Source organism: Streptomyces sp. MI02-7b (assembly GCF_033793585.1).
Classification (GTDB): domain Bacteria; phylum Actinomycetota; class Actinomycetes; order Streptomycetales; family Streptomycetaceae; genus Actinacidiphila.
The window spans coordinates 111,326-132,123 of record NZ_JARAWX010000014.1 but is presented as its reverse complement, the minus strand read 5'-3'; the positions used below and the strand labels follow the sequence as shown (position 1 = coordinate 132,123).

16 protein-coding genes and 1 pseudogene are annotated in these 20,798 nt (G+C 73.1%); 12 read left to right on the top strand and 5 right to left on the bottom strand.

The window, feature by feature from the left end:
• Positions 1 to 296: 296 nt before the first annotated feature.
• Entirely contained in the window at positions 297 to 1,784 is a 1,488-nt protein-coding gene (locus tag PV364_RS23465; RefSeq protein ID WP_319662189.1) for a hypothetical protein, read from the bottom strand.
• 325 nt (positions 1,785 to 2,109) lie between these two features.
• On the opposite strand from PV364_RS23465, the gene pulA reads away from it, so the two are divergent.
• The 3 genes from pulA (at position 2,110) to PV364_RS23450 (ending at position 8,902) form a co-directional block, all read left to right on the top strand.
• Positions 2,110 to 7,542 (top strand): pullulanase-type alpha-1,6-glucosidase, encoded by a 5,433-nt coding sequence (pulA, locus tag PV364_RS23460; protein ID WP_415924592.1) that lies wholly within the window; start codon positions 2,110 to 2,112, stop codon positions 7,540 to 7,542.
• 258 nt (positions 7,543 to 7,800) lie between these two features.
• Positions 7,801 to 8,541, top strand: coding sequence for a TNT domain-containing protein (locus PV364_RS23455; RefSeq protein ID WP_319662188.1), 741 nt, complete (start codon positions 7,801 to 7,803; stop codon positions 8,539 to 8,541).
• A 10-nt stretch (positions 8,542 to 8,551) separates the two neighbouring features.
• Positions 8,552 to 8,902 carry a hypothetical protein gene (locus PV364_RS23450; protein WP_319662187.1) on the top strand — a complete coding sequence of 117 codons (351 nt, stop codon included), beginning with the start codon at positions 8,552 to 8,554 and terminating at the stop codon, positions 8,900 to 8,902.
• Positions 8,903 to 8,993: 91 nt separating this feature from the next.
• On the opposite strand, the gene PV364_RS23445 is transcribed toward PV364_RS23450, so the two are convergent.
• Entirely contained in the window at positions 8,994 to 9,503 is a 510-nt protein-coding gene (locus PV364_RS23445; protein ID WP_319662186.1) for a GNAT family N-acetyltransferase, read from the bottom strand.
• A gap of 234 nt (positions 9,504 to 9,737) precedes the next feature.
• Entirely contained in the window at positions 9,738 to 11,717 is a 1,980-nt protein-coding gene (locus PV364_RS23440; RefSeq protein WP_319662185.1) for a hypothetical protein, read from the bottom strand.
• Between the two features lie 185 nt (positions 11,718 to 11,902).
• Here PV364_RS23440 and PV364_RS23435 point away from each other — a divergent pair, with 185 nt between their 5' ends.
• Complete coding sequence (locus PV364_RS23435) at positions 11,903 to 12,436, top strand: DUF1203 domain-containing protein (RefSeq protein ID WP_319662183.1); 534 nt, start codon at positions 11,903 to 11,905, stop codon at positions 12,434 to 12,436.
• Between the two features lie 79 nt (positions 12,437 to 12,515).
• On the opposite strand, the gene glnII is transcribed toward PV364_RS23435, so the two are convergent.
• On the bottom strand, positions 12,516 to 13,535 hold the full coding sequence (gene glnII / locus PV364_RS23430; protein ID WP_319662182.1) for a glutamine synthetase: 1,020 nt from the start codon (positions 13,533 to 13,535) through the stop codon (positions 12,516 to 12,518).
• A 197-nt stretch (positions 13,536 to 13,732) separates the two neighbouring features.
• On the opposite strand from glnII, the gene PV364_RS23425 reads away from it, so the two are divergent.
• From PV364_RS23425 to PV364_RS23405, 5 genes are all read left to right on the top strand, one after another.
• Entirely contained in the window at positions 13,733 to 14,107 is a 375-nt protein-coding gene (locus PV364_RS23425; RefSeq protein WP_319662181.1) for a 5-carboxymethyl-2-hydroxymuconate Delta-isomerase, read from the top strand.
• A gap of 2 nt (positions 14,108 to 14,109) precedes the next feature.
• The gene (locus PV364_RS23420; protein ID WP_319662276.1) at positions 14,110 to 14,970 is read left to right on the top strand and encodes a Gfo/Idh/MocA family oxidoreductase; all 861 of its coding nucleotides are present in this window, start codon (positions 14,110 to 14,112) and stop codon (positions 14,968 to 14,970) included.
• A gap of 80 nt (positions 14,971 to 15,050) precedes the next feature.
• On the top strand, positions 15,051 to 15,452 hold the full coding sequence (locus tag PV364_RS23415; protein WP_319662180.1) for a hypothetical protein: 402 nt from the start codon (positions 15,051 to 15,053) through the stop codon (positions 15,450 to 15,452).
• A gap of 55 nt (positions 15,453 to 15,507) precedes the next feature.
• On the top strand, positions 15,508 to 16,515 hold the full coding sequence (locus PV364_RS23410; RefSeq protein WP_319662179.1) for an NADPH:quinone reductase: 1,008 nt from the start codon (positions 15,508 to 15,510) through the stop codon (positions 16,513 to 16,515).
• A gap of 72 nt (positions 16,516 to 16,587) precedes the next feature.
• Positions 16,588 to 17,172 (top strand): TIGR03086 family metal-binding protein, encoded by a 585-nt coding sequence (locus PV364_RS23405; RefSeq protein WP_319662178.1) that lies wholly within the window; start codon positions 16,588 to 16,590, stop codon positions 17,170 to 17,172.
• A gap of 27 nt (positions 17,173 to 17,199) precedes the next feature.
• Here PV364_RS23405 and PV364_RS23400 read toward each other — a convergent pair whose 3' ends face one another.
• Positions 17,200 to 18,036, bottom strand: coding sequence for an undecaprenyl-diphosphate phosphatase (locus PV364_RS23400; RefSeq protein ID WP_319662177.1), 837 nt, complete (start codon positions 18,034 to 18,036; stop codon positions 17,200 to 17,202).
• Between the two features lie 217 nt (positions 18,037 to 18,253).
• Between PV364_RS23400 and PV364_RS23395 the strand changes: the two genes are divergently transcribed.
• The 3 genes and pseudogenes from PV364_RS23395 to PV364_RS23385 all read left to right on the top strand — a co-directional run bounded on the left by PV364_RS23395 (position 18,254) and on the right by PV364_RS23385 (position 20,787).
• Positions 18,254 to 19,348: a magnesium and cobalt transport protein CorA gene (locus PV364_RS23395; RefSeq protein ID WP_319662176.1), complete on the top strand. Its 1,095-nt coding sequence runs from the start codon at positions 18,254 to 18,256 to the stop codon at positions 19,346 to 19,348.
• A 56-nt stretch (positions 19,349 to 19,404) separates the two neighbouring features.
• Positions 19,405 to 19,771 (top strand): annotated as a pseudogene (locus PV364_RS23390) (dihydrodipicolinate synthase family protein); the annotation flags it as partial.
• A gap of 14 nt (positions 19,772 to 19,785) precedes the next feature.
• Positions 19,786 to 20,787 carry a proline racemase family protein gene (locus tag PV364_RS23385; protein WP_319662175.1) on the top strand — a complete coding sequence of 334 codons (1,002 nt, stop codon included), beginning with the start codon at positions 19,786 to 19,788 and terminating at the stop codon, positions 20,785 to 20,787.
• Positions 20,788 to 20,798: the final 11 nt, after the last annotated feature.

The following is a 20,798-nucleotide window of genomic DNA, read 5'->3' as shown; positions in this document are numbered from 1 at the left end:
TGTGCGCCGGGGCGGACCCCGGGACCCGCCCCGGGCGGGGCGCGGCGGGGTGGCTCGTCGGCCCCGGGATCCGCCTCCGTCGATGTCTCCGGTCCAGCCGGCCGGGCGCGTGGGGCCGCCGTCAGGGGCGGACCCCCGGCCGGCCGGACCGGGATGAGGAGGAACGTAACAGCGCCTCACGCCGGGATGGAAGGCCCCTGCTGAAACTTTCTGCAAGATTCTGCAGGTAGGGGTGGTGGAGGGCGGTGGAGGGCGGTAGGGAGCGGTGGGGGAGGCGGGGCGGTGGGCCGAAGGGGTCAGGGGGCGATGCCCACGCCCGGCAGCCGGCCGAGCATCCGCTCCCGCGCGGCGGACAGGGCCGGCCAGTGCAGGCCCCCGGGTCGCGGGCGGACGCGGAAGGCGTACGGGCGCGGGGTGTAGTCGGGGGCGAAGAAGCACCCGGTGCCGTAGACGGCGTCGAACGCCGGGCAGGAGGCCGCGACCGACGCCGGGGTGGGCTTGCGGCCGGTGCGCACCCAGTCCGCCAGGGCGTCGACGGCGGCGGCGTACTCCGCCGTGCTCAGTTCGCTGTGCTCGGTCTCCCGGGTGAAGGTCTGCGCCAGCAGGCGACCGCGGTGGGCACCCTCCAGGGAGGCCCGGTAGGCCGCCTCGTGCTCGACGAACGCCGTGGGGTCGTCGATGGCGTGCATCGTGAGCACCGGGACGGAGACCGCGCCGGTGACGTCGCTGTCGAAGGACAGGTCGCGCGTGGCCGCGGGGTCCGCGGAGAAGCGCTCCACGCCCGCGTTGAGGGCCGCGTCGTCGTGCGATCCGGTGTAGCGCACGGAGGCGTTGCCGAACGGATTGCGGCCGCCCAGCCGGTTGACCACGATGTCGCGGAAGGTGAAGGTCGCGAAGCGCAGGTGCGACTCCAGCGTGCGCTCGGGGATCCGCGTCACCGCGAGGATGTCGTCCAGGTTCCGCTGCTGCAGGGGCGTGCGCTCCTGCGGCGGTGACGCGAAACCGGTGCACTCCTGCAGCCTGGAGCGCAGGCCCGCGCTCGTCATCGTCGAACCCTCGCGCAGTCCCGTCCACAGCGGGTACGGGGGTTCGGTCGGCCGCGGGTGGTTCTGGCAGTAGTACTGGTAGACCACGCGCAGGTCCACCCGGTAGTCGTAGCCGCGCGAACCGCCGCCCAGGACACCGCTGGTCAGCAGCGCGCCGTCGTACGGAGCGTGCCGGCCCGTGCCGTAGATCTCGGCGACCTTGGCCGCCACGTCGCCTCCCCAGGACTGGCCGTGGACGAAGGTCCGGCGCGGGGTGCCGAAGCGGCCGACGAACAGCCGCCGCACGTTCTCGGTGTCCGCGGCGGCCATCCGCGTGCCGTAGCCGCCGCGGCGGTACGACGAACCCGCCCAGGCGTACCCCTCCTCGACCATCACCGACCAGCGCTCCAGGTCGCCGGTGCTGCGCTCGGGGTCGGAGCCGTCGCCGAGGTCGGGGCCGCCGTGGGCGTGCACGACCAGCGAGCCGTTCCAGTCGTGCGGAACGGCCATCGCGTAGAAGGCGCCGTTCGCGTCCTGGCCCCGGTAGCAGGTGGCCTCCGCGGCGAGGCTCGCCGGGCACGGCGCGGGGGAGGGCCCGTCGGCCGCGACGGCCGGGACGGGGCCGGCCGCGCCGGCGGCGAGGAGTCCGGCGAGGGCGCAAGCGACGGCGGCGACGCGGCCCCGCGCGGACCGGCTCCGTGCCGACGGCACCGGCACCGGCACCGCGGAGCGTGTGCGGCGAGAGAAGTGTCCGAGCATCTCCTCGTCTCCCTTCGGTCTTCCCGCGCACCGTTGCGCGGCGCACCGATGGTCGATGACCGCAGGTCGGGGGTCCAGGGACTCCGGGTTTGCGTTCATAGAGTTCGGTGACGCGCCGTCAGGACCGGTGTCGCGAGGGGCTGTCCGGGGACGGAACCCGCCCCGGTGCGACCGCATTGGAAATCCTTGCGACATCTTGCTGTAAGACCCGCGCAAGGGGTACGGTCCCGCTCACGGTCCGGCACTGCCGCCGGGCCACGGCTCATGGCGCGTGGGCTCCCCGAGGTACACCCGTCCGCACACGGATTCCGCAAGGAGAACCCCCGTGGCCCAGCCCACCGGGCTGCCCGCGTCCGCCGCGCGTTCACGCGCGCGCAGACGCGGAGCCGCAGCCGTCGCGGTGGCGGCCCTCGCCGCCGCCCTCGCCGTCCCCGCCTCGGCCCCCGCGGCCTCGGCCGCCGCCCCGCCCGCCCCGCCGTCCGACGCCGTGCTGGCCGCACAGCCGGCCCGCCACGACCTGACGCGGGAGCAGTTCTACTTCGTCCTGCCGGATCGTTTCGCCAACGGTGACTCCTCCAACGACAGGGGCGGCCTGACCGGCACCCGGCTCAGCACCGGCTACGACCCCACCGACAAGGGCTTCTACCAGGGCGGCGACCTCAAGGGGCTCACCAAGCGGCTCGACTACATCAAGGGCCTCGGCACCACCGCGATATGGATGGCGCCGATCTTCAAGAACCGGCCCGTGCAGGGCACGGGCGATCAGGCGTCGGCCGGCTACCACGGCTACTGGATCACCGACTTCACCCAGGTCGACCCGCACTTCGGCACCAACGCCGACCTCACGTCGCTGATCTCCAAGGCCCACGCCAAGGGCATGAAGGTCTTCTTCGACGTCATCACCAACCACACCGCCGACGTCGTGGACTACGACGAGAAGTCCTACGGCTACCTCTCCAAGGGCGCGTTCCCGTACCTGACCAAGGACGGCGTGCCGTTCGACGACAGCGACTACGCGAAGGGCGGCCACGGCTTCCCCGCCGTCGACCGCGACTCCTTCCCCCGCACCCCCGTCGTCACCGCGGACAGCAAGGTCCCGGCCTGGCTCAACGACTCGGCGATGTACCACAACCGGGGCGACTCCACCTTCGCCGGCGAGAGCGCCGACCAGGGCGACTTCTCCGGCCTGGACGACCTGTGGACCGAGCGTCCCGAGGTCGTGAAGGGGATGGAGGAGATCTACCAGAGGTGGGTCCGCGACTTCGCCGTCGACGGCTTCCGCATCGACACCGTCAAGCACGTCGACCTGCCCTTCTGGACCCAGTGGGCCACGGCGCTGGACGCGTACGCCGCGCAGCACGGGCGCAAGGACTTCTTCATGTTCGGCGAGGTCTACTCCGCCGACACCGCCATCACCTCCCCGTACGTCACGCAGGGCCGCCTGGACTCGACGCTGGACTTCCCCTTCCAGGACGCCGCCCGCCAGTACGCCTCCCAGGGCGGCTCCGCGGCCCGGCTCGGCTCGGTCTTCGGCGACGACTACCGCTACACCACCGACAAGGCCAACGCCTACGAGCAGGTCACCTTCCTCGGCAACCACGACATGGGCCGCATCGGCACGTTCCTGAAGCAGGACAACCCGAAGGCCGACGACGCCGAACTCGTCCGGCGCGACCGGCTCGCCAACGAGCTGATGTTCCTCTCGCGCGGCAACCCCGTCGTCTACTACGGCGACGAGCAGGGCTTCACCGGCGCGGGCGGTGACAAGGACGCCCGCCAGACGATGTTCGCCTCCAAGGTCGCCGACTACCTCGACGACGACGAACTGGGCACCGACCGCACCCACGCGAGCGACGCCTACGACACCGGCGCCCCCCTCTACCGGGCGATCGCGAAGCTGGCCGCGCTCCGCAAGGCCCACCCCGCCCTGGCCGACGGCGTCCAGACCGAGCGCTACGCGGCCGACGGTGCCGGGATCTACGCCTTCTCCCGCACCGACGCGAAGACCCGGACCGAGTACGTCGTGGCCGTGAACAACGCCACCGAGGCACGCACCGCCGACGTCCCCACCGGCTCCGCGAACACCGCCTTCACCGCCCTGTACGGCACCGAGGGCTCCGTCACCAGCGGTGGCGACCGGAAGATCGGTGTCACCGTCCCGGCGCTGTCCACCGTGGTCTACCAGGCGAGCAGGCCGCTCGGCTCCCCCGCCGCCAGGCCCGCCCTCACCCTGAAGGCCCCCGCCGCGGGCGCCACCGGCACCGTCGAGCTCTCCGCCGATGTCGACGGCGGGCAGCTGAACCGGGTCGTCTTCGCCGCACAGACCGGAAACGGGCCGTGGAAGGTGCTGGGTTCGGCCGACCACGCGCCGTACAAGGTCACCCAGACGGTCGGCGACGACGTGACGCCCGGCACCGCGCTGCGGTACAAGGCCGTCGTGATCGATTCCGCCGGCCGGACCGCCGCCGCCACCGCCGACACCACCAGCGGCACTCCGGCCCCGCCGCAGCCCCCGGTGGCGAGCAGCCGCGACTACGCGGTCGTCCACTACAAGCGGTCCGACAACAACTACGCCGACTGGCGCCTGTACGCCTGGGGCGACATCGCCGACGGCGAGGGCACCACCTGGCCCGCCGGCCACGACTTCATCGGCCGCGACGCCTACGGCGCCTTCGCCTATGTGAAGCTCAAGCCGGGCGCGTCCAGCGTCGGTTACCTCGTCATCGACAAGGACGGCACCAAGGACGTCGCCGCCGACCGCTTCATCGACGTCACCAAGAACGGTGAGATCTGGGTCGAGCAGGGCAAGGAGGCCGTCGCCACCCAGGCCCCCTCCGGCACCGAGCCGGGGCAGGACCGTTCCAAGGCCGTCCTCCACTACCACCGTGCCGACGGCGATTACACCGGCTGGGGCCTGCACACCTGGACCGGCGCCGCGAACCCGACCGACTGGACCGCCCCGCTGCAGCCGGTGCGGACCGACGCCTACGGCGCGGTCTTCGAGGTGCCGCTCGCCGCGGGTGCCACGTCGCTCAGCTACATCCTCCACAAGGGCGACACCAAGGACCTGCCCGCCGACCAGTCGCTCGACCTCGCCACCTACGGACACGAGGTGTGGCTCCTGAACGGCACCGAGAAATACCTGCTGCCCACCACCACGGGCTCCTCCGCCGACCTCGACCTGTCCTCGGCCAAGGCCCAGTGGATCGACGCCGACACCGTCGCCTGGAAGACCGGCGACACCGCCGCGAGTCACCAGTTGGTCTACGCCCCGGACGGCGGCCTGGCGGTCGCGGACGGCGCTCTGACCGGCGAGGGCCACTGGCTCCGTCTCGAGCGCGTCCCGGGTGGTCTGACCGACGCCCAGAAGGCCCGCTTCCCCCACCTGAAGGACTACGCGGCCTTCAGTATCGACCCGCGCGACCGCGACCGGGTCCGCACGGCGCTCACCGGGCAGATCATCGCAACCCAGCACCTCGCCGATGGAGCCCTGCTGTCGGCCACCGGCGTCCAGATCCAGGGCGTCCTGGACGACCTGTACGCCGCGAAGGCGACCAAGGCCGCGCTCGGCCCGGTCTTCTCCCACGGCAGGCCCACCCTCTCCGTATGGGCCCCGACCGCGCAGTCCGTCACCCTGGACCTGGCCGGACGCACCCTCCCGATGCGGCGCGACGCGGCCACCGGCGTCTGGAGCGTGACCGGTGAGCGGAGCTGGACCGGCAAGCCGTACCGCTACGCCGTGAAGGTCTGGGCGCCCAGCGTGCAGAAGGTCGTCACCAACACCGTCACCGACCCCTACTCGGTCGCCCTGACCGCCGACTCCGAGCAGAGCCTCGTCGTGGACCTCGACGACAAGGCGCTCGCCCCGGGCGGCTGGTCGCACCTGGCCAAGCCCAAGGCGGTCGGCCTGAACAACGCCCAGATCCAGGAACTCCACATCCGGGACTTCTCCGCCGAGGACGCCACCGTCCCCGCCGCGGACCGGGGCAAGTACACCGCCTTCACCGACACCGGCTCCGCCGGCATGACCCATCTGCGGGCGCTGGCGAAGTCCGGTGTCTCCTACGTCCACCTGCTGCCGGCCTTCGACTTCGCCACGGTCGCGGAGAAGAGCGCCGACCAGGCCACCGTCGACTGCGACCTGGGCGCCTACCCGGCCGACTCCGACAAGCAGCAGGAGTGCGTGGCCGCGGTCGCCGCGAAGGACGCCTACAACTGGGGCTACGACCCGTTCCACTACACCGTCCCCGAGGGGTCCTACGCCACGGACCCGGACGGCACGAAGCGCACCGTCGAGTTCCGGAAGATGGTGCAGAGCCTCAACACCTCCGGCCTGCGCGTCGTGATGGACGTGGTCTACAACCACACCGCCGCGAGCGGCCAGGACGACACGTCCGTCCTCGACCGGATCGTGCCCGGCTACTACCAGCGCCTGCTGGACGACGGCACCGTCGCCGACTCCACCTGCTGCTCCAACACCGCGACCGAGAACGCGATGATGGGCAAGCTCGTCGTCGACTCGATCGTCACCTGGGCCAAGGAGTACAAGGTCGACGGCTTCCGCTTCGACCTGATGGGCCACCACCCCAAGGCGAACATCCTCGCCGTCCGCAAGGCGCTGGACGCGCTGACCCCCGCGAAGGACGGCGTCGACGGCAAGAAGATCATCCTCTACGGCGAGGGCTGGAACTTCGGCGAGGTCGCCGACGACGCCCGCTTCGTGCAGGCCACCCAGAAGAACATGGCCGGCACCGGCGTCGCCACCTTCTCCGACCGGGCCCGCGACGCGGTCCGCGGCGGCGGCCCCTTCGACTCCGACCCCGGCGTCCAGGGCTTCGCCTCCGGCCTGTTCACCGACCCCAACGGCTCCGCGGCCAACGGCACCGAGGCCGAGCAGAAGGCCCGCCTGCTGCACTACCAGGACCTCATCAAGGTCGGCCTCACCGGCAACCTGAAGTCCTTCTCCTTCACCGACAGCGGGGGCAAGGAGGTCACCGGCGCCGAGGTCGACTACAACGGCTCGCCCGCCGGCTACGCGGACGCGCCGGGCGACGCCCTCGCCTACGTGGACGCCCACGACAACGAGGCACTCTTCGACGCCCTCGCCTACAAGCTGCCGAAGGGCACCTCGCCCGCCGACCGGGCCCGGATGCAGGTGCTGGCCGAGGCCGTCCCGGTCCTCTCCCAGGGGCCGGCGCTCTACCAGGCGGGCTCGGACCTGCTGCGCTCCAAGTCCCTGGACCGCAACTCCTACGACTCCGGCGACTGGTTCAACGCCGTCCACTGGGACTGCCGCGCGGGCAACGGCTTCGGCCGCGGCCTGCCCCCGAAGGCCGACAACGAGTCCAAGTGGCCGTACGCCGAGCCCCTGCTGACCGCGCCCACCCTCACGGTCGGCTGCCCGGAGATCACCGCGGCCTCGGACGCCTACCAGGACCTGCTGCGCATCCGCTCGACCGAACCCGCCTTCGGGCTCGGCACGGCCGCGCAGGTGCGGGACCGGCTCTCCTTCCCGTTGTCCGGCAGGGGCGAGACCCCGGGTGTCATCACCATGAGGCTCGGCGACCTGGTCGTGGTCCTCAACGCCACCCCGCGCGCCCAGGAGCAGCGGGTCGCCGCCCTCGCCGGTACGGGCTACGTACTGCACCCGGTCCAGGCCGCGGGGTCCGACCCCGTGGTCAAGCGGTCCGCCTACGACGCCGCCTCAGGCACCTTCACGGTCCCGGCGCGGACCGTCGCGGTGTACGTCCGCCGGTAGCGCGACGCTCCGTCACCGCCCGGTCGGCGCGCCCCTGCCAGGGGGTGCCCCGGCCGGGCGGTGCTGCGTACGGGCGAACTCCGCGTCCATCCGCGTGAATGCCGGGCATGTCGTCCCGGCATCGTGATCTCCGAGGGGTACGTATCGGGCGGCTCCGGTGACACTCCGTAAACAACGTGGTCCCCGGAAGCCCCACCGTGTCACCGCGGCCGCCCGCCCATGCAACGGCGTGCCGCGGACCACCCTTGGGAGGATTCCTTGAAGCGTCGCCGTCGAATATCGCTTTCCACCGTCTCCGCCCTGCTCGTGCTGCTCGGCAGCACGCTGGCCGGAGCGGGCGGGTCGGCGCAGGCCGACGAACGAGGGCCGGCAGCCGTCGCCCCGACCGTCGTGCCCGGTGCCCCGGCGGATCACGGGCCGGGCGCGAAGCCGAAGTCGCCCCTGGTCGGCGACCCGAAGAACCCCCGCGCCTGTCTCGGGATCGCCTTCACCGACCCCGCGTTCTTCTGCGGCGACCCCCGGCTCGGCCCGAGGTTCCTGCCGAAGAAGGGTGTCCTGGGCGCGATCCTCGCCGACTACCGACGCCTCGGCGGCCAGACCGCGAACGGGTTCATCGCGACCTGGTGGAATCCCAACACGGGCGGCTTCATCTTCCCGCCGAACGACGGCTACCGGTCCGGTGTGACGCCGTTCAGTGTGAGCCTGACCTTCACCGTCGGGCAGAGGATCGACCGCTTCGGAGGCGAGGGCGGCAGGTTCCTGGCGCCGGCCGGTACCCCGTACTTCCAGCGTTCCCTCACGCCGCAGAGCCTCAACACCATTGAGAGCGACTACCCCTTCAACTACCACGTGTACAAGGTCCTGAAGCCCTTCACGGTCCAGGCGGGCTTCATCGAGCCCTGGTTCGGGCAGCCGGGCAACGGCGTCCAGTACGTGCTGCCGCCGGGCGACAGCGTGGGCGCCCACGTGGTCAACGGCGACCTGGCGCGCCTGAACTGACGAGGTCCCGATGAACCGACGTGAGCTGTGCGAGGCGCTCGCCGCCGCGGGCGTGGCCGACGGGTTGTACGAGATCCCCGGCGTCCACGAGAACACCCCGCGCCCCGTGGACTTCAGGTACCTCCGGCAGGAGGGCGACGCCTGGGTCGTGGGCAACCACGAGCGGGGTGTGGACGACCCGCACGGGCGTTTCGGTACCGAGGACGCGGCCTGCCGCTTCCTCTACGACCGGCTCACGAACCGCGGGCCCGGCCCGGGCCCCGGCAGCGAGGAGGAGATGGCGGCGATCCTGCGGGACCGGGAGGAGATCCGGCGGGCGGCCGACGCGGCCTACGACCGGGCCCGCCGCGCACAGCCCTGACCCGCGATCCTGCCGCCCCCCCGGCGGCGGAGCGGCCCGCCCCGGACCTCCGGGCGGGCCGCTCCGCTTCTGACGCTCTGCTTCTGACGTTCTACAGCTTCTTCTCCAGCAGCGTCACCGGGTACGGGCTGCCCTTGCCGCCCTGTTTGCGGGGCTGCTCGCCGACGACCGTGTAGCCGGCCGTCACGTACCAGTCGCGCAGCCGGGCGTTGCCGGCCACGCAGTCCAGGCGGGCCCAACCGCGCCCCGTGGCGGCGATGCGGCGTTCGGCCTCGGCGAGCATGGCCCGGCCCGCGCCGCGCGGGGCCGTCGCGCGGTCCACCATCAGCCGGTGCACATAGCCGGCGTCCGGCGGCCGCACGCCCCAGGCGGGCTCGTCCGTCCACCACAGCTCCCAGCCGCCGACGACCCGGCCGCCGTTCCTCTCGGCGAGCCACACCTCGCCCTCGGCCATGCGGGCCCGGAAGTGGTCCTCGCCCATCTCACCGGGCTTCCACTGGTCGATGCCCTGCTCCTGCATCCAGCGCGCGGCGCCGTCCCGGAGGCGTACGAGGAGGGGGGCGTCGTAGTGCTCCGCGAGCCGGAAGCAGAGGTCGTTCATGCCGCCATTGTCGTCGCCCCCGCACCGGCCCTCGCCGGGCGGGCCCACCGGGCGCAAGGCGGAGCGTGCCGGGCGCGCGGCGTCACGGGAACCTGCGCCGGAGGCCGCGGCGCCTGCGCGGGCGGGACGGCCGGACGCGATCCACCTCGAACCACGCGGTCACGGGCCGGGGCACGACGGCCGGGGCCGCCGGACCGGTGGCGGGGCGGCCACCGGGCCGACGGCCCCGAGAGGTCAGCGCAGCGTGGTGATCCCGGTGCCCGAGTCGAGCACCGCCGACAGCTCGGCCCGGGCGCCCTGCTCGGCCCGCACCGCCATCGTCGGGCCCTCGGCGGAACCGCTCACGCCGCCGGTGGCCTCGATCCGGGCGACGTCGGGGCTGCCGGCCGCCAGCAGGTACCAGTGCCCGGCCGTGGACTTCCACAGCACCCCGGCCAGCACCTGGGGCACCGACCTGCCGCACGCCCCGGTGTCCTTCGTGCTCTGGCCCACCGGCGCCCCCGGGCTCGCCGGCTCGGCGACCGGCGGCAGGAACAGCGCCAGCGTCCGGCCGTTCGTGCCCGTCCAGGTGTCGGCACGGGTGCACACCCAGGCAGCCCGGCCGTTGTCCTCGGGCAGCGGCTGTTCGGCGTACTGCCAGGCGTTGACCGTACGGACCCCCATGCCCCGCATGGAGCCGAGGTGGCAGGCCGTGCGCGCCCAGCTCGCCAGGGCGTCCTTGCCGGCGGCCTCGGCCGGCGTGGCGCTGTCCGGCGCCTGGTACGTCAGGTGCACCGGCACGAGGTCGCCCAGGTCGGTGAGGAGGAACGGCTTGCCCGGGCCCACGCCCTTCGCCGCCTGGAACTCCAGCGCCGGCCAGGAGGTGCCGCACGGCCCGTTCGCGCCGGCCGGGGAAGTGTCGCTCCCGGCGCCCGGCATCCGCACGGGGTCGGTCACCCCGTCCGCCGTCCGTCCCAGCTTCTGGGCGGGCCGGCCCGGCCCGAGCAGATCGCGGGACGCCGACCCGGTCACCCACGGGGCGGTCAGGAAGCGTGTGTTGCCGTCGATCCTGCCGAGCACCACGGCGGCGGTCGACGCGTCCGCGCCGTCCACCCGCGTGAAGTCCAGGGCCGCCCCGCCCTTGCCGTCGCGGGGCTCCGCGTAGCGCACGAGCCGCAGGCCGTCGTACATCAGCACCACGCCGGCGGCGTCCACGTCGCCCGCGTACAGCAGTTGCGGGGGCTGCGCGGGCAGGCTCTCGGTGGTGCCCTTGGTGGCCGAGACCGCCACCCGCTCGCCGGGGTGGGCCCACACCTGGAGCGCCCGGCCCAGCAGCTTCGCGTCCCCGGCGCGGCCGCCGCGGGCCGGCCAGACGGTGAAGTCCACCCGGGAGGCACGCTTCCACGCGGTGCCGTCCACCCGGACCAGCTGCGCCGGGTCCAGGAATCCCGCGCCGTACGCGTTCGGCGGGCCGCCCGCCGAGTACGGCTCCGGCCCGCCGCCCAGCACGGCCACCAGGACCGCCGTGACCGCCACCGCGGCGGCCGCGATCAGCCCGGCCCGGCCGTGCTGCCGCCTGCGCAGCAGATCCGTCGGCCGGGCCTGCACGGTGCACGGGTCGAACCCGCCCGCGCCGAGCAGCCCGTACGGGACCGCCTCGGCGGACTTGAGCGCGGCCCGCGGGTCGGGCGCGTCGGCGGCGGCGAGCAGTTTGCGCACCTCGCGGCCGTCGGAGCGGCGCAGGTTCTCCAGTTCCAGCAGCGCGTACGCCGCCCGGGCCGGGGCGTCGAGCCCGGCCAGCGCCCGGTCCAGGGCCGCCTCGTCCGTCCCGCCCGCCTTCGGGTGCAGCCGCAGGCCCCAGACGTGCGGCGGCAGGACACCCGTCGCCACCTTCCGCAGCCAGCCGCGGGCACCCTCCTCCTGCTCGAACGCCAGCGCCGCGCACAGCACTTCCTGCCGCATCAGCGCGTACGACCGGTCCACCGGGCCGCGCGGCCCGGGCACCCCGAGCGAGGCCGGGTCCGGCTCGCTCGCCGACCTCGGCAGGGCGCGCTGCACCAGGGTGTGCGCGTTCATCACCCGGCGGTGCCTGCCGAGCCCGGCGGGCAGGATCAGATACGCGAGCCGGACCAGATGCGGGTAGTTCTCGACGAGCGCGGCCTCGGCCTCCTCGACGTCCACGATCACGGGAGCGCCGCGCCGGGTCCGGGTGGCGGTCGCTTGTTGAGAAGTCACGTTCCGTAGAACGAGTGAAGCCCGGGGAGGTCACCCCGCCGCACCCGGGTCGGACCCGTCATGGCGGGGAATCACCTTGGGCCGCACGGGATGTGACGATGCGTGAGGTCCCGGGCGGCGCCGCGCCGAGCGCGACGTCCGGAACCCGCCGGACCGCCCGGGCCTTCGCGGCGAGGCTGGGGGGCATGACCACGACGTACACCGCCCCTTTCCGTGTCCGCGCCCTCGACCCCGCCGTCCTGGAGCGGCTGCGCCTCACCGACGACGCGGGGCTGACGCCCGAGCCCGCGGTGGACGCCGAGGGCGGCGCCCCGCTGCGCTGCTGCCTGCGCCGTAGCCGCCCCGGCGAGCGCGTGTCCCTCGTCGCGTACGCCCCGTTGCGCCGGTGGGCGGCCGCGACCGGCGCCCGGCCCGGTCCGTACGACGAGACGGGCCCCGTCTTCGTGCACGCCCGCGCGCAGGACTGCCCGGGGCCGCCCGAAGGCGCCGGATACGCCCCGGCGCTCGGTCTGCACGGCGAGCGGCGGGTGCTGCGCTCGTACGACGCCGGGGGCCGCATCCTGGGCGGCCGCCTGGTGCGGCTCAGCGCGGAGGAGGCCGCGGCGGGCGCGGCCGAGGCCGTGCTCGCCACCCGCTTCAAGGACCCGAGGGTCGCGCTGGTGCACGTACGGGCCGTGGAGTACGGCTGCTTCCTCTACGAGGCCGTGCGCGTCCGGTGAGCCAGCGGCACGCGCCGAGGGCGCCCGTCGTCGTGACGGGCGCCCTCGGCGCGCGGAAGCGGTGGGTGCCGGACCCTGCTCAGACGAGGCCGGCCTTCTCCAGGGCGGTGCAGCAGGTGTCGACGATGAGGCGGGTGACGGTGTAGGGGTCGACGTTGGCGTTGGGGCGCCGGTCCTCGATGTAGCCCTTCTTGTCGACCTCGACCTGCCAGGGGATGCGCACCGAGGCGCCGCGGTTGGACACGCCGTAGCTGTACTCGCTCCAGGGGGCGGTCTCGTGGGCACCGGTGAGCCGGTCCTCGACGCCGACGCCGTAGTTGCGGATGTGCTCCAGCGGCTTGTCGTCGCGGCCCAGGGACTCGGCCGCCTCGATGATCGCGTCGTAGCCCTCGCGCATGGCCTTGGTGGAGAAGTTGGTGTGGGCACCGGCGCCGTTCCAGTCGCCCTTGGCGGGCTTGGGGTCCAGCGTCGCGGAGATCCCGAAGTCCTCGGCGGTGCGGTAGAGCAGCCAGCGCGCGACCCACAGCTGGTCGGCGACCTCCAGCGGGGACAGCGGGCCCACCTGGAACTCCCACTGGCCGGGCATGACCTCGGCGTTGATGCCGGAGATGCCCAGGCCCGCGGCCAGGCAGTTGTCGAGGTGGGCCTCGACCACGTCACGGCCGTAGATCTCGTCCGCGCCGACACCGCAGTAGTAGCCGCCCTGCGGGGCCGGGTAGCCGCCCTCGGGGAAGCCCAGCGGGCGGCCGCCCTGGAAGAAGGTGTACTCCTGCTCGATGCCGAACAGCGACTCCTGCGCGGCGAACCGCTCGGCGACCGGGCGCAGCAGCGCGCGGGTGTTGGACTCGTGCGGCGTGCCGTCGATGTTGAACACCTCGCACAGCACCAGCAGGTGGTCCCCACCGCGGATCGGGTCCGGGTAGCTGGCCACCGGCTTCAGCACCCGGTCCGAGCTGTGGCCCTCGGCCTGGTTCGTGCTCGACCCGTCGAAACCCCAGATGCCCGGCTCCGCGCCATCGGCGAGGATCTTGGTCTTCGAGCGCAACTTGGCGGTCGGCTCGGTGCCGTCGATCCAGATGTACTCGGCCTTGTAACTCACGGGTGTCATCCTTGGGGTGGGTGGGCCTTGCGGGACGGGTGATCTGTTCCGCTGCAGCGTCACAATCCGTGATTTCGCATCCATTGCCCGGTTGTTAACCCGATGTGAACGAGCCCGCGCCCGGCGCTCCGGGCACCTCCCGGGGCCGTGGCACCCCTGCCCGGTACGGCCTCTGGGCAGCGCTTACGCTGTGTGCCATGCCTCACATCACCGTGGACTACTCCGCAGAACTGGCGGACGCGTTCGACCGGCGCGCCTTCGCGCTCGCCCTCCACCCGCTCATCGCCAAGATCGTCGACACGAAGGCCGAGGCCTGCAAGACCCGTTTCCGCCGCGTCGAGGAGGCGGTCATCGCCGACGGCGGCGCGGAGCACGCCATGGTGTACGCGCAGATCGCCGTCATGGCCGGACGCAGCCCGCAGGTCAAGGCCGAGCTGAGCGAGGCCGTCCTGGAACTCGTGGCCGCCCACCTGGCGCCCACGCCGCGACTGCGGGTGCAGAGCGCCGTCGACATCAGCGAGCTCGACCCCGCCTGGTACCGCAAGCACATCGAGCCCGCGAAGGAGGCATGACCATGCGCATCGGACTGCTCGGCACCGGCCCGTGGGCGGGGATCACCCACGCCCCCGCCCTCGCCGCCCACCCCGGCGTGGAGTTCACCGGCATCTGGGGCCGCCGCCCCGAGGCGGCGGCAGCGCTCGCCGCTGAGCACAACACGCGCGCGTACGCCGACGTCGACGACCTGATCGCCGACGTGGACGCGGTCGCCGTCGCCCTGCCCCCGGACGTCCAGGCACCGCTGGCCGTACGGGCCGCCGGGGCCGGCCGGCACCTGCTGCTGGACAAGCCGGTGGCGACGGGCGTGGACGACGCGCGCCGGGTCGCCGAGGCCGCGGAGGCGGCCGGGGTGGCGTCGGTCGTCTTCTTCACCCTGCGCTTCGCCGCCCCCAGTGCCGCGTGGATCGACGAACGCGCCGCCGAGGACGGCTGGTTCACCGCCCGCGCCGACTGGCTCGGCTCGGTCTTCACCTCCGGCGCCAGCCCGTACGCCAACTCGCCCTGGCGGCGCGAGAAGGGCGCGCTGTGGGACGTCGGGCCGCACGCGCTGTCCGTGCTGCTGCCGGTGCTCGGCGACGTCACCGAGGTCGCCTCCGGCCGTGGCCCCGGCGACACCGTCCACCTCGTGCTCCGGCACACGAGCGGCGCGTCCAGCACCGCGACGCTCAGTCTCACCACGCCCCCCGAGGCCGCCGGTGTGGCCGTCGAATTCCGCGGCACCCGCGGGGTCGCCGCCCTGCCCGAACGCGCCGACGGCCCCGTCGACGCCTTCCGCAACGCGGTGGACGCCCTGCTCACGGCGGTGGAGACGGGTGTCGCCCACCCCTGCGACGCCCGTTTCGGACTCCGTGTGACGGAGCTGCTCGCCTCCGTGTGAGCCACGGCGCGGGAGACGGTGACGCGCCGTCAGGTGCCAAACCCTGGCGGGGGGCTTGCGAAGTGCCTATCGTTTTGGGTATGGCAGCGGACTGGTGGTCCATCGAAGTCCTCAACGCCAGCACATCCGCCGCGGCATGGCGCGACGCGTACGCGCCCGCGCTCGTGGAGTCCGCGGTCACCAACCGTGCGCTGGCGTGGGAATGGCACACGTTCGGTTGGGGCGTGGTCTTCGAGTTGTGCTTCCGCGAGGAGGAGCACTGGCTCGGCTGGCGCGCCCTGCCCGGCATCCGGGCGGCGCTCGACGCCGTGCCCGATCCGGTCTCCGGCGTGCTGGTGCACCGCGGCCGCGGCGGCACCAGCGGCGCGTACGTCCCGCGGTCCCCGCGGCGCTCCCCGGGCGCGGCGGCGCGCGCGCTCCCCGAGCCGCCGCCGGCGCCCGGGGGCGGCCCCGTGCTGTGCGACGGGCTCGGCCGCGTCTGACGCCCCGGCCGCCGGGAACGGGAAGAAACCCGCTCCGGCGGGACTTGTAAGGATCATGAAGGCGATCGTGTACACGGAGGGCGGCGGCCCGGAGGTGCTGCGCCTGACCGAGCGGCCCGTCCCGGAGCCGGCTCCGGGCGAGGTACGGGTGCGGGTCGAGGTGTCCGGGGTGAATCCCACGGACTGGAAATCGAGGACGGCCGCCCCGCCCGGCGGCGGCGAGCGGGTACCGGGCCAGGACGGCGCCGGTGTGGTGGACGCCGTCGGCGAGGGCGTCGACCCCGCCAGGAACGGGCAGCGCGTCTGGATCTGGGAGGCCGCCTACCAGCGTCCCGGCGGTACCGCGCAGGAGTACGTCACGGTGCCGGAGCGGCAGGCCGTCCCGCTGCCCGACGGGGCCTCCTTCGACCTCGGCGCGAGCATCCCCATCCCCGCGATGACCGCGCACCGCGCGCTGACCGTGCTGGAGGGCGGCCCGCACCGGCTCGGTCCCGGCACGCTCCGCGGCCGCACCGTGCTGGTCGCCGGCGGCGCGGGCGCGGTCGGCAACGCGGCGATCCAGCTCGCGCGGTGGTCGGACGCGACCGTGATCACCACGGTCAGCGGTCCGCACAAGGCGGCACTGTCCGCCGCCGCCGGTGCGCACCACGTGGTCGACTACCGGGCCGGGAACGCGGCGGAGGAGATCCGCCGGGTCGCCCCCGACGGCGTCGACATCGTCGCGGAGGTCTCGGTGGCGGTCAACGTGCCGCTCGACCTCGCCGTGCTCGCGCCGAACGGCGTCGTCGCCTACTACGCCGACAACGGCGGCCCGGAGGTGACGCTGCCCGTACGGGAGACCTTCTCCCGCAACCTGCGCTGGCAGGGCGTGCTCGTCTACACCATGCCGGCCGCCGCCAAGCGCGAGGCGATCGCGGCGATCACCGCCGCCCTGACCGTGGACGCCCTGCGGGTGGGCGAGGAGGCGGGGCTGCCGCTGCACCGCTTCCCGCTGGAACGCACCGCGGAGGCGCACGCCGCCGTCGAGGGCGGCGCGGTGGGCAAGGTCCTCATCGACGTGTAGGGCGGGCCGGCGTCACTGGCGTGTCGCGTTTGTTCAAGACCGGGTGCCGCCCGCGTTCCTAGCGTGGGCGGCATGACCGATCTTCACGCGTACCTGACCGAGGCCGCCGCCGAGGCCGCCCGCATCGCCCGAGGTGTCCCCGCCGGCCCGGAGCAGCTCGCCGCCCCGACGCCCTGCGCCGCGTGGGACACCAGGGCCCTGCTCAACCACTGGATCCTCTACACCTCGTACGGCCTGGAGCACCGCGCCCTGCGTGAGCCGCTCCCCGAGGAGCTGACCGCCCGCGACTTCACCGCCGGGCCGGACTGGGCGCGGGCCTACGCGGAGCAACTGGACCGCGCCGTCGCGGCCTGGGCCGACCCGGCGGTCTGGGAGGGTGAGATCGACCTCGGCCCCGCGCGGATGCCCGCGGCCGAGATCGCCTCGATGATCATCAAGGAGCTGGCCGTCCACGGCTGGGACGTCGCCCGGGCGACCGGCCAGGAGTACCGCTGCGGCGACGGCCTCGGCGAGCTCGTGCTCGGCGTGGTCGACCGGCACGGGGAGGTCTACCGCCGGTACGACGGCTTCGCCGCGCCCGTCACGCTGCCCGCCCCCGCTGCGGCGTCGGCCTTCGACCGGGCGCTCGCGCTGTCCGGCCGCACCCCCTGGGCCTGACCGGCCTCGGGCCGGACGTGACCGGGCTCAGGCGCCGATGACGTCGGTGGCGAGGAGGCCGAAGAGCAGGGCGCCGATGACGAGGCGGTAGACGATGAAGGCGTTGAAGGAGTGCTTGGCGACGAACTTCAGCAGCCAGGCGATGGAGGCGTAGGCGACGACGAACGAGACCGCGGTGCCGACCACCAGGGGGGCGGTGTCGATGCCGGCGCCGAGGGCGTCCTTGAGCTCGTACAGGCCGGCGCCGACGAGGGCCGGGATGCCGAGGAAGAAGGACAGCCGGGTGGCGGCGACCCGGTCCAGGTCGAGGATGAGCGCGGTGGACATCGTCGCGCCGGAGCGGGAGAAGCCGGGGAAGAGCAGGGCGAGGATCTGGGAGGAGCCGACGAGCATGGCGTCCTTGAAGGTGGTGTCGTCCTCGCCGCGCTTGTGGCGGCCCATCTGGTCGGCGGCCCACATCACGCCGCTGCCGACGATCAGCGAGCCGGCGACCACCCACAGCGAGGCGAGGGGGCCTTCGATGAGCGGCTTGGCGGCGAGGCCCACGACCACGATCGGGATCGTCGCGAAGATCACCCACCAGCCGAACTTGTAGTCGTGGTGGTACCGCTCCTCGCGGTTGACCAGGCCGGTGAACCACGCCCTGCAGATCCGGACGATGTCCTTGAAGAAGTAGACCAGCACGGCGGCGATCGCGCCGGACTGGATCACCGCGGAGAAGGCGACGACGGCCTTGTCGTCGACATCGATGCCCATCAGGCCCTCGGTGATCTTCAGATGGCCGGTGGACGAGATCGGAAGGAACTCCGTGACCCCCTCCACCACGCCGAGCACAGCTGCCTGACCGATACTGATGGCGCTCATGGGACCCATCTCTGCGGAGTACGTGGCGTGCCTGCGACCGTCACGGCCGGAGCCCTACGGAGTGTAAAAGACACGTCGCGCCCCCCGCGAACCAGGGCGCCGGTCCTGTGGCGCGTCCCACGGTCCCCGGAGCCGGGCGTCCCTTCGCGCCTGCCATCCCCCGCGAGACGGGGCCTTGGGCATACTGGCGCAGGCCAGACGCGTCCAGGAGCCCAATATGTCGATGATCAGCAATCTTCGCAAAGCCGTCCGTTTCGCCCATCTGCGCCACCGGCGCGTGGACTTGAGCCATCCCGCGCGCTCGCCCCTGGGCAGCGCGGTGGTCAACTGCGTCGTCTACCAGGAGGGGTTGCGGCAGGACGACTGCGCCGCGTACGAGGCGATAGCCAGGGTGCGCAAGTCGGGCCGGGGGTTCGTGTGGATCGGGCTGCACGAGCCGTCCGAGGCCGAGTTCGCGGGCGTCGCCGAGCTGTTCGGGCTGCACCCGCTCGCCGTCGAGGACGCCGTGCACGGTGAGCAGCGGCCCAAGCTGGAGCGGTACGGGGACACCCTGTTCACGATCCTGAGGACCGTCCGCTACGTGGACCACGACCGGTTGACGGCGACCAGCGAGATCGTGGAGAGCGGCGACATCATGGTCTTCACCGGCGCCGACTTCGTCATCACCGTGCGGCACGGCGGGCACGGCTCCCTCGGGCCGCTCCGCGAGGGGCTGGAGACGGTTCCCGACCAGCTCGTCAAGGGACCGGCCGCGGTCCTGCACGCGATCACCGACCATGTCGTCGACCAGTACCTCGCCGTCACGGCCGCCGTGCAGAGGGACATCGACGAGGTCGAGGCGGACGTCTTCTCCGACCACCGCGGCCGCGGCACCGACGCCGGCCGGATCTACCAGCTCAAGCGCGAACTGCTGGAGCTCAAGCGGGCGGTGGCGCCGCTCGGCCGTCCCCTGCAGTCCCTCTCCCAGGACCAGTTGCCCGGCGTCGACGCCGATCTGCGCGCCTACTTCCGCGACGCGGCGGACCATCTCTCCCGCGCCACCGAGCAGGTGACCGCCTTCGACGACCTGCTCAACTCGATCCTGCAGGCCAATATCGCGCAGGTGACGATGGCCCAGAACGAGGACATGCGCAAGATCAGCGCCTGGGTCGCCATCCTCGCCGTGCCGACCATGATCTGCGGGCTGTACGGCATGAACTTCGACCACATGCCGGAACTGCGCTGGACCTACGGCTATCCGCTCGCCGTCGGGGTCATGCTCGTCGCGTGTGTCGTCATCCACCGGGGATTCCGGCGCAACGGGTGGCTGTGAGGCGGTCCGAGGGACTGTTCGGCGGTCGTGCTGTGTGACATATTACTGGTGTGGGCAGGCCGACGAACTGCGCCCCGGAACTGGACCTGCTGGTCGGCGCCGACGACGTCCTGCTGGAGCTGGCCGGCCGCCGGGGCCAAGGGCTGGGTCGCCGGCCTCCCCAACGCGCTCCCGCAGGTCACCACCGCGCTGTTCCGCGCGGCGGTCGCGGGCGACCCGGCGGCGCAGCCGCTGTACCGGGCGCTGCACCCCTTGATGCGCTGGGACTCCCGCACGGAGTTCGTGCAGGCCGTGAAGGTGTCGATGGACGTCGCGGGCCGGTACGGCGGCCCCTGCCGCCCCCCGCGCCAGCCGCTCCTGCCGGAGCAGGAGAAGGCCGTACGGGCGGCGACCGAGCAGGCCCTCGCGGCCGGCGCGAACTGAGCGGGGGCCGCACGTTGCGCAGCTCCCTCCTCCTGCACGCCGTCGACTCCCACACCGAGGGCATGCCCACCCGTGTCGTCACCGGCGGCATCGGTACCGTCCCCGGCGCCACCATGAACGAACGCCGCCTGTACTTCCGGGACCACCTCGACCACCTCCGTCACCTGCTGATGGACGAACCGCGCGGTCACGCCGCCATGAGCGGGGCGGTCCTGCAGCCGCCCACCCGCCCGGACGCCGACTGGGGCGTCATCTACATCGAGGTCTCCGGTTACCTGCCGATGTGCGGCCACGGCACGATCGGCGTGGCCACCGTCCTCGTCGAGACGGGCATGGTGCCGGTGACCGAGCCGGTCACCACGATCCGCCTGGACACCCCGGCCGGTCTCGTCGTCGCCGAGGTCGCCGTCAACGGTGGTGCGGCCACCGCCGTGACCCTGCGCAACGTGCCGTCGTTCGCCGTCGCCCTGGACCGCAAGGCCACCCTCGCCGACGGCCGCACGGTGACGTGCGACCTCGCCTACGGCGGCAACTTCTACGCGATCCTGCCGCTGGAGGCCTTCGGCCTGCCCTTCGACCGGGCCCGCAAGGACGACATCCTCGTCGCCGGACTGGCCCTGATGGACGCCATCGACGCCGAGGACCCGCCCGTCCATCCCGAGGACCCGACCATCCGCGGCTGCAAGCACGTCCAGTTGCTCGCCCCGGGCTCCGACGCGGCCCGCTCGCGGCACGCGATGGCCATCCACCCCGGCTGGTTCGACCGCTCAGCGTGCGGTAGGGGCACCAGCGCGCGCATGGCGCAGCTGCACGCCCGCGGTGAACTCCCGCTCCTCCAGGACTTCGTGAACGAGTCCTTCATCGGCACGCACTTCACCGGCCGCCTGACCGGCACCGCCGAGGTGGCCGGGCACCCCGCCGTCCTGCCCTCGATCACCGGACGGGCCTGGATCACCGGCACGGCCCAGTACCTGCTCGATCCCGACGACCCCTTCCCGGCCGGTTTCGTGCTGTAGCCGCCCGGCCC

Coding starts and splice junctions, on each gene's coding strand:
- PV364_RS23465 (WP_319662189.1), bottom strand. CDS start 1,784: ATGCTCGGACACTTCTCTCGCCGCACACGCTCCGCGGTGCCGGTGCCG.
- PV364_RS23450 (WP_319662187.1), top strand. CDS start 8,552: ATGAACCGACGTGAGCTGTGCGAGGCGCTCGCCGCCGCGGGCGTGGCC.
- PV364_RS23445 (WP_319662186.1), bottom strand. CDS start 9,503: ATGAACGACCTCTGCTTCCGGCTCGCGGAGCACTACGACGCCCCCCTC.
- PV364_RS23435 (WP_319662183.1), top strand. CDS start 11,903: ATGACCACGACGTACACCGCCCCTTTCCGTGTCCGCGCCCTCGACCCC.
- PV364_RS23425 (WP_319662181.1), top strand. CDS start 13,733: ATGCCTCACATCACCGTGGACTACTCCGCAGAACTGGCGGACGCGTTC.
- PV364_RS23420 (WP_319662276.1), top strand. CDS start 14,110: ATGCGCATCGGACTGCTCGGCACCGGCCCGTGGGCGGGGATCACCCAC.
- PV364_RS23415 (WP_319662180.1), top strand. CDS start 15,051: ATGGCAGCGGACTGGTGGTCCATCGAAGTCCTCAACGCCAGCACATCC.
- PV364_RS23410 (WP_319662179.1), top strand. CDS start 15,508: ATGAAGGCGATCGTGTACACGGAGGGCGGCGGCCCGGAGGTGCTGCGC.
- PV364_RS23405 (WP_319662178.1), top strand. CDS start 16,588: ATGACCGATCTTCACGCGTACCTGACCGAGGCCGCCGCCGAGGCCGCC.
- PV364_RS23400 (WP_319662177.1), bottom strand. CDS start 18,036: ATGAGCGCCATCAGTATCGGTCAGGCAGCTGTGCTCGGCGTGGTGGAG.
- PV364_RS23395 (WP_319662176.1), top strand. CDS start 18,254: ATGTCGATGATCAGCAATCTTCGCAAAGCCGTCCGTTTCGCCCATCTG.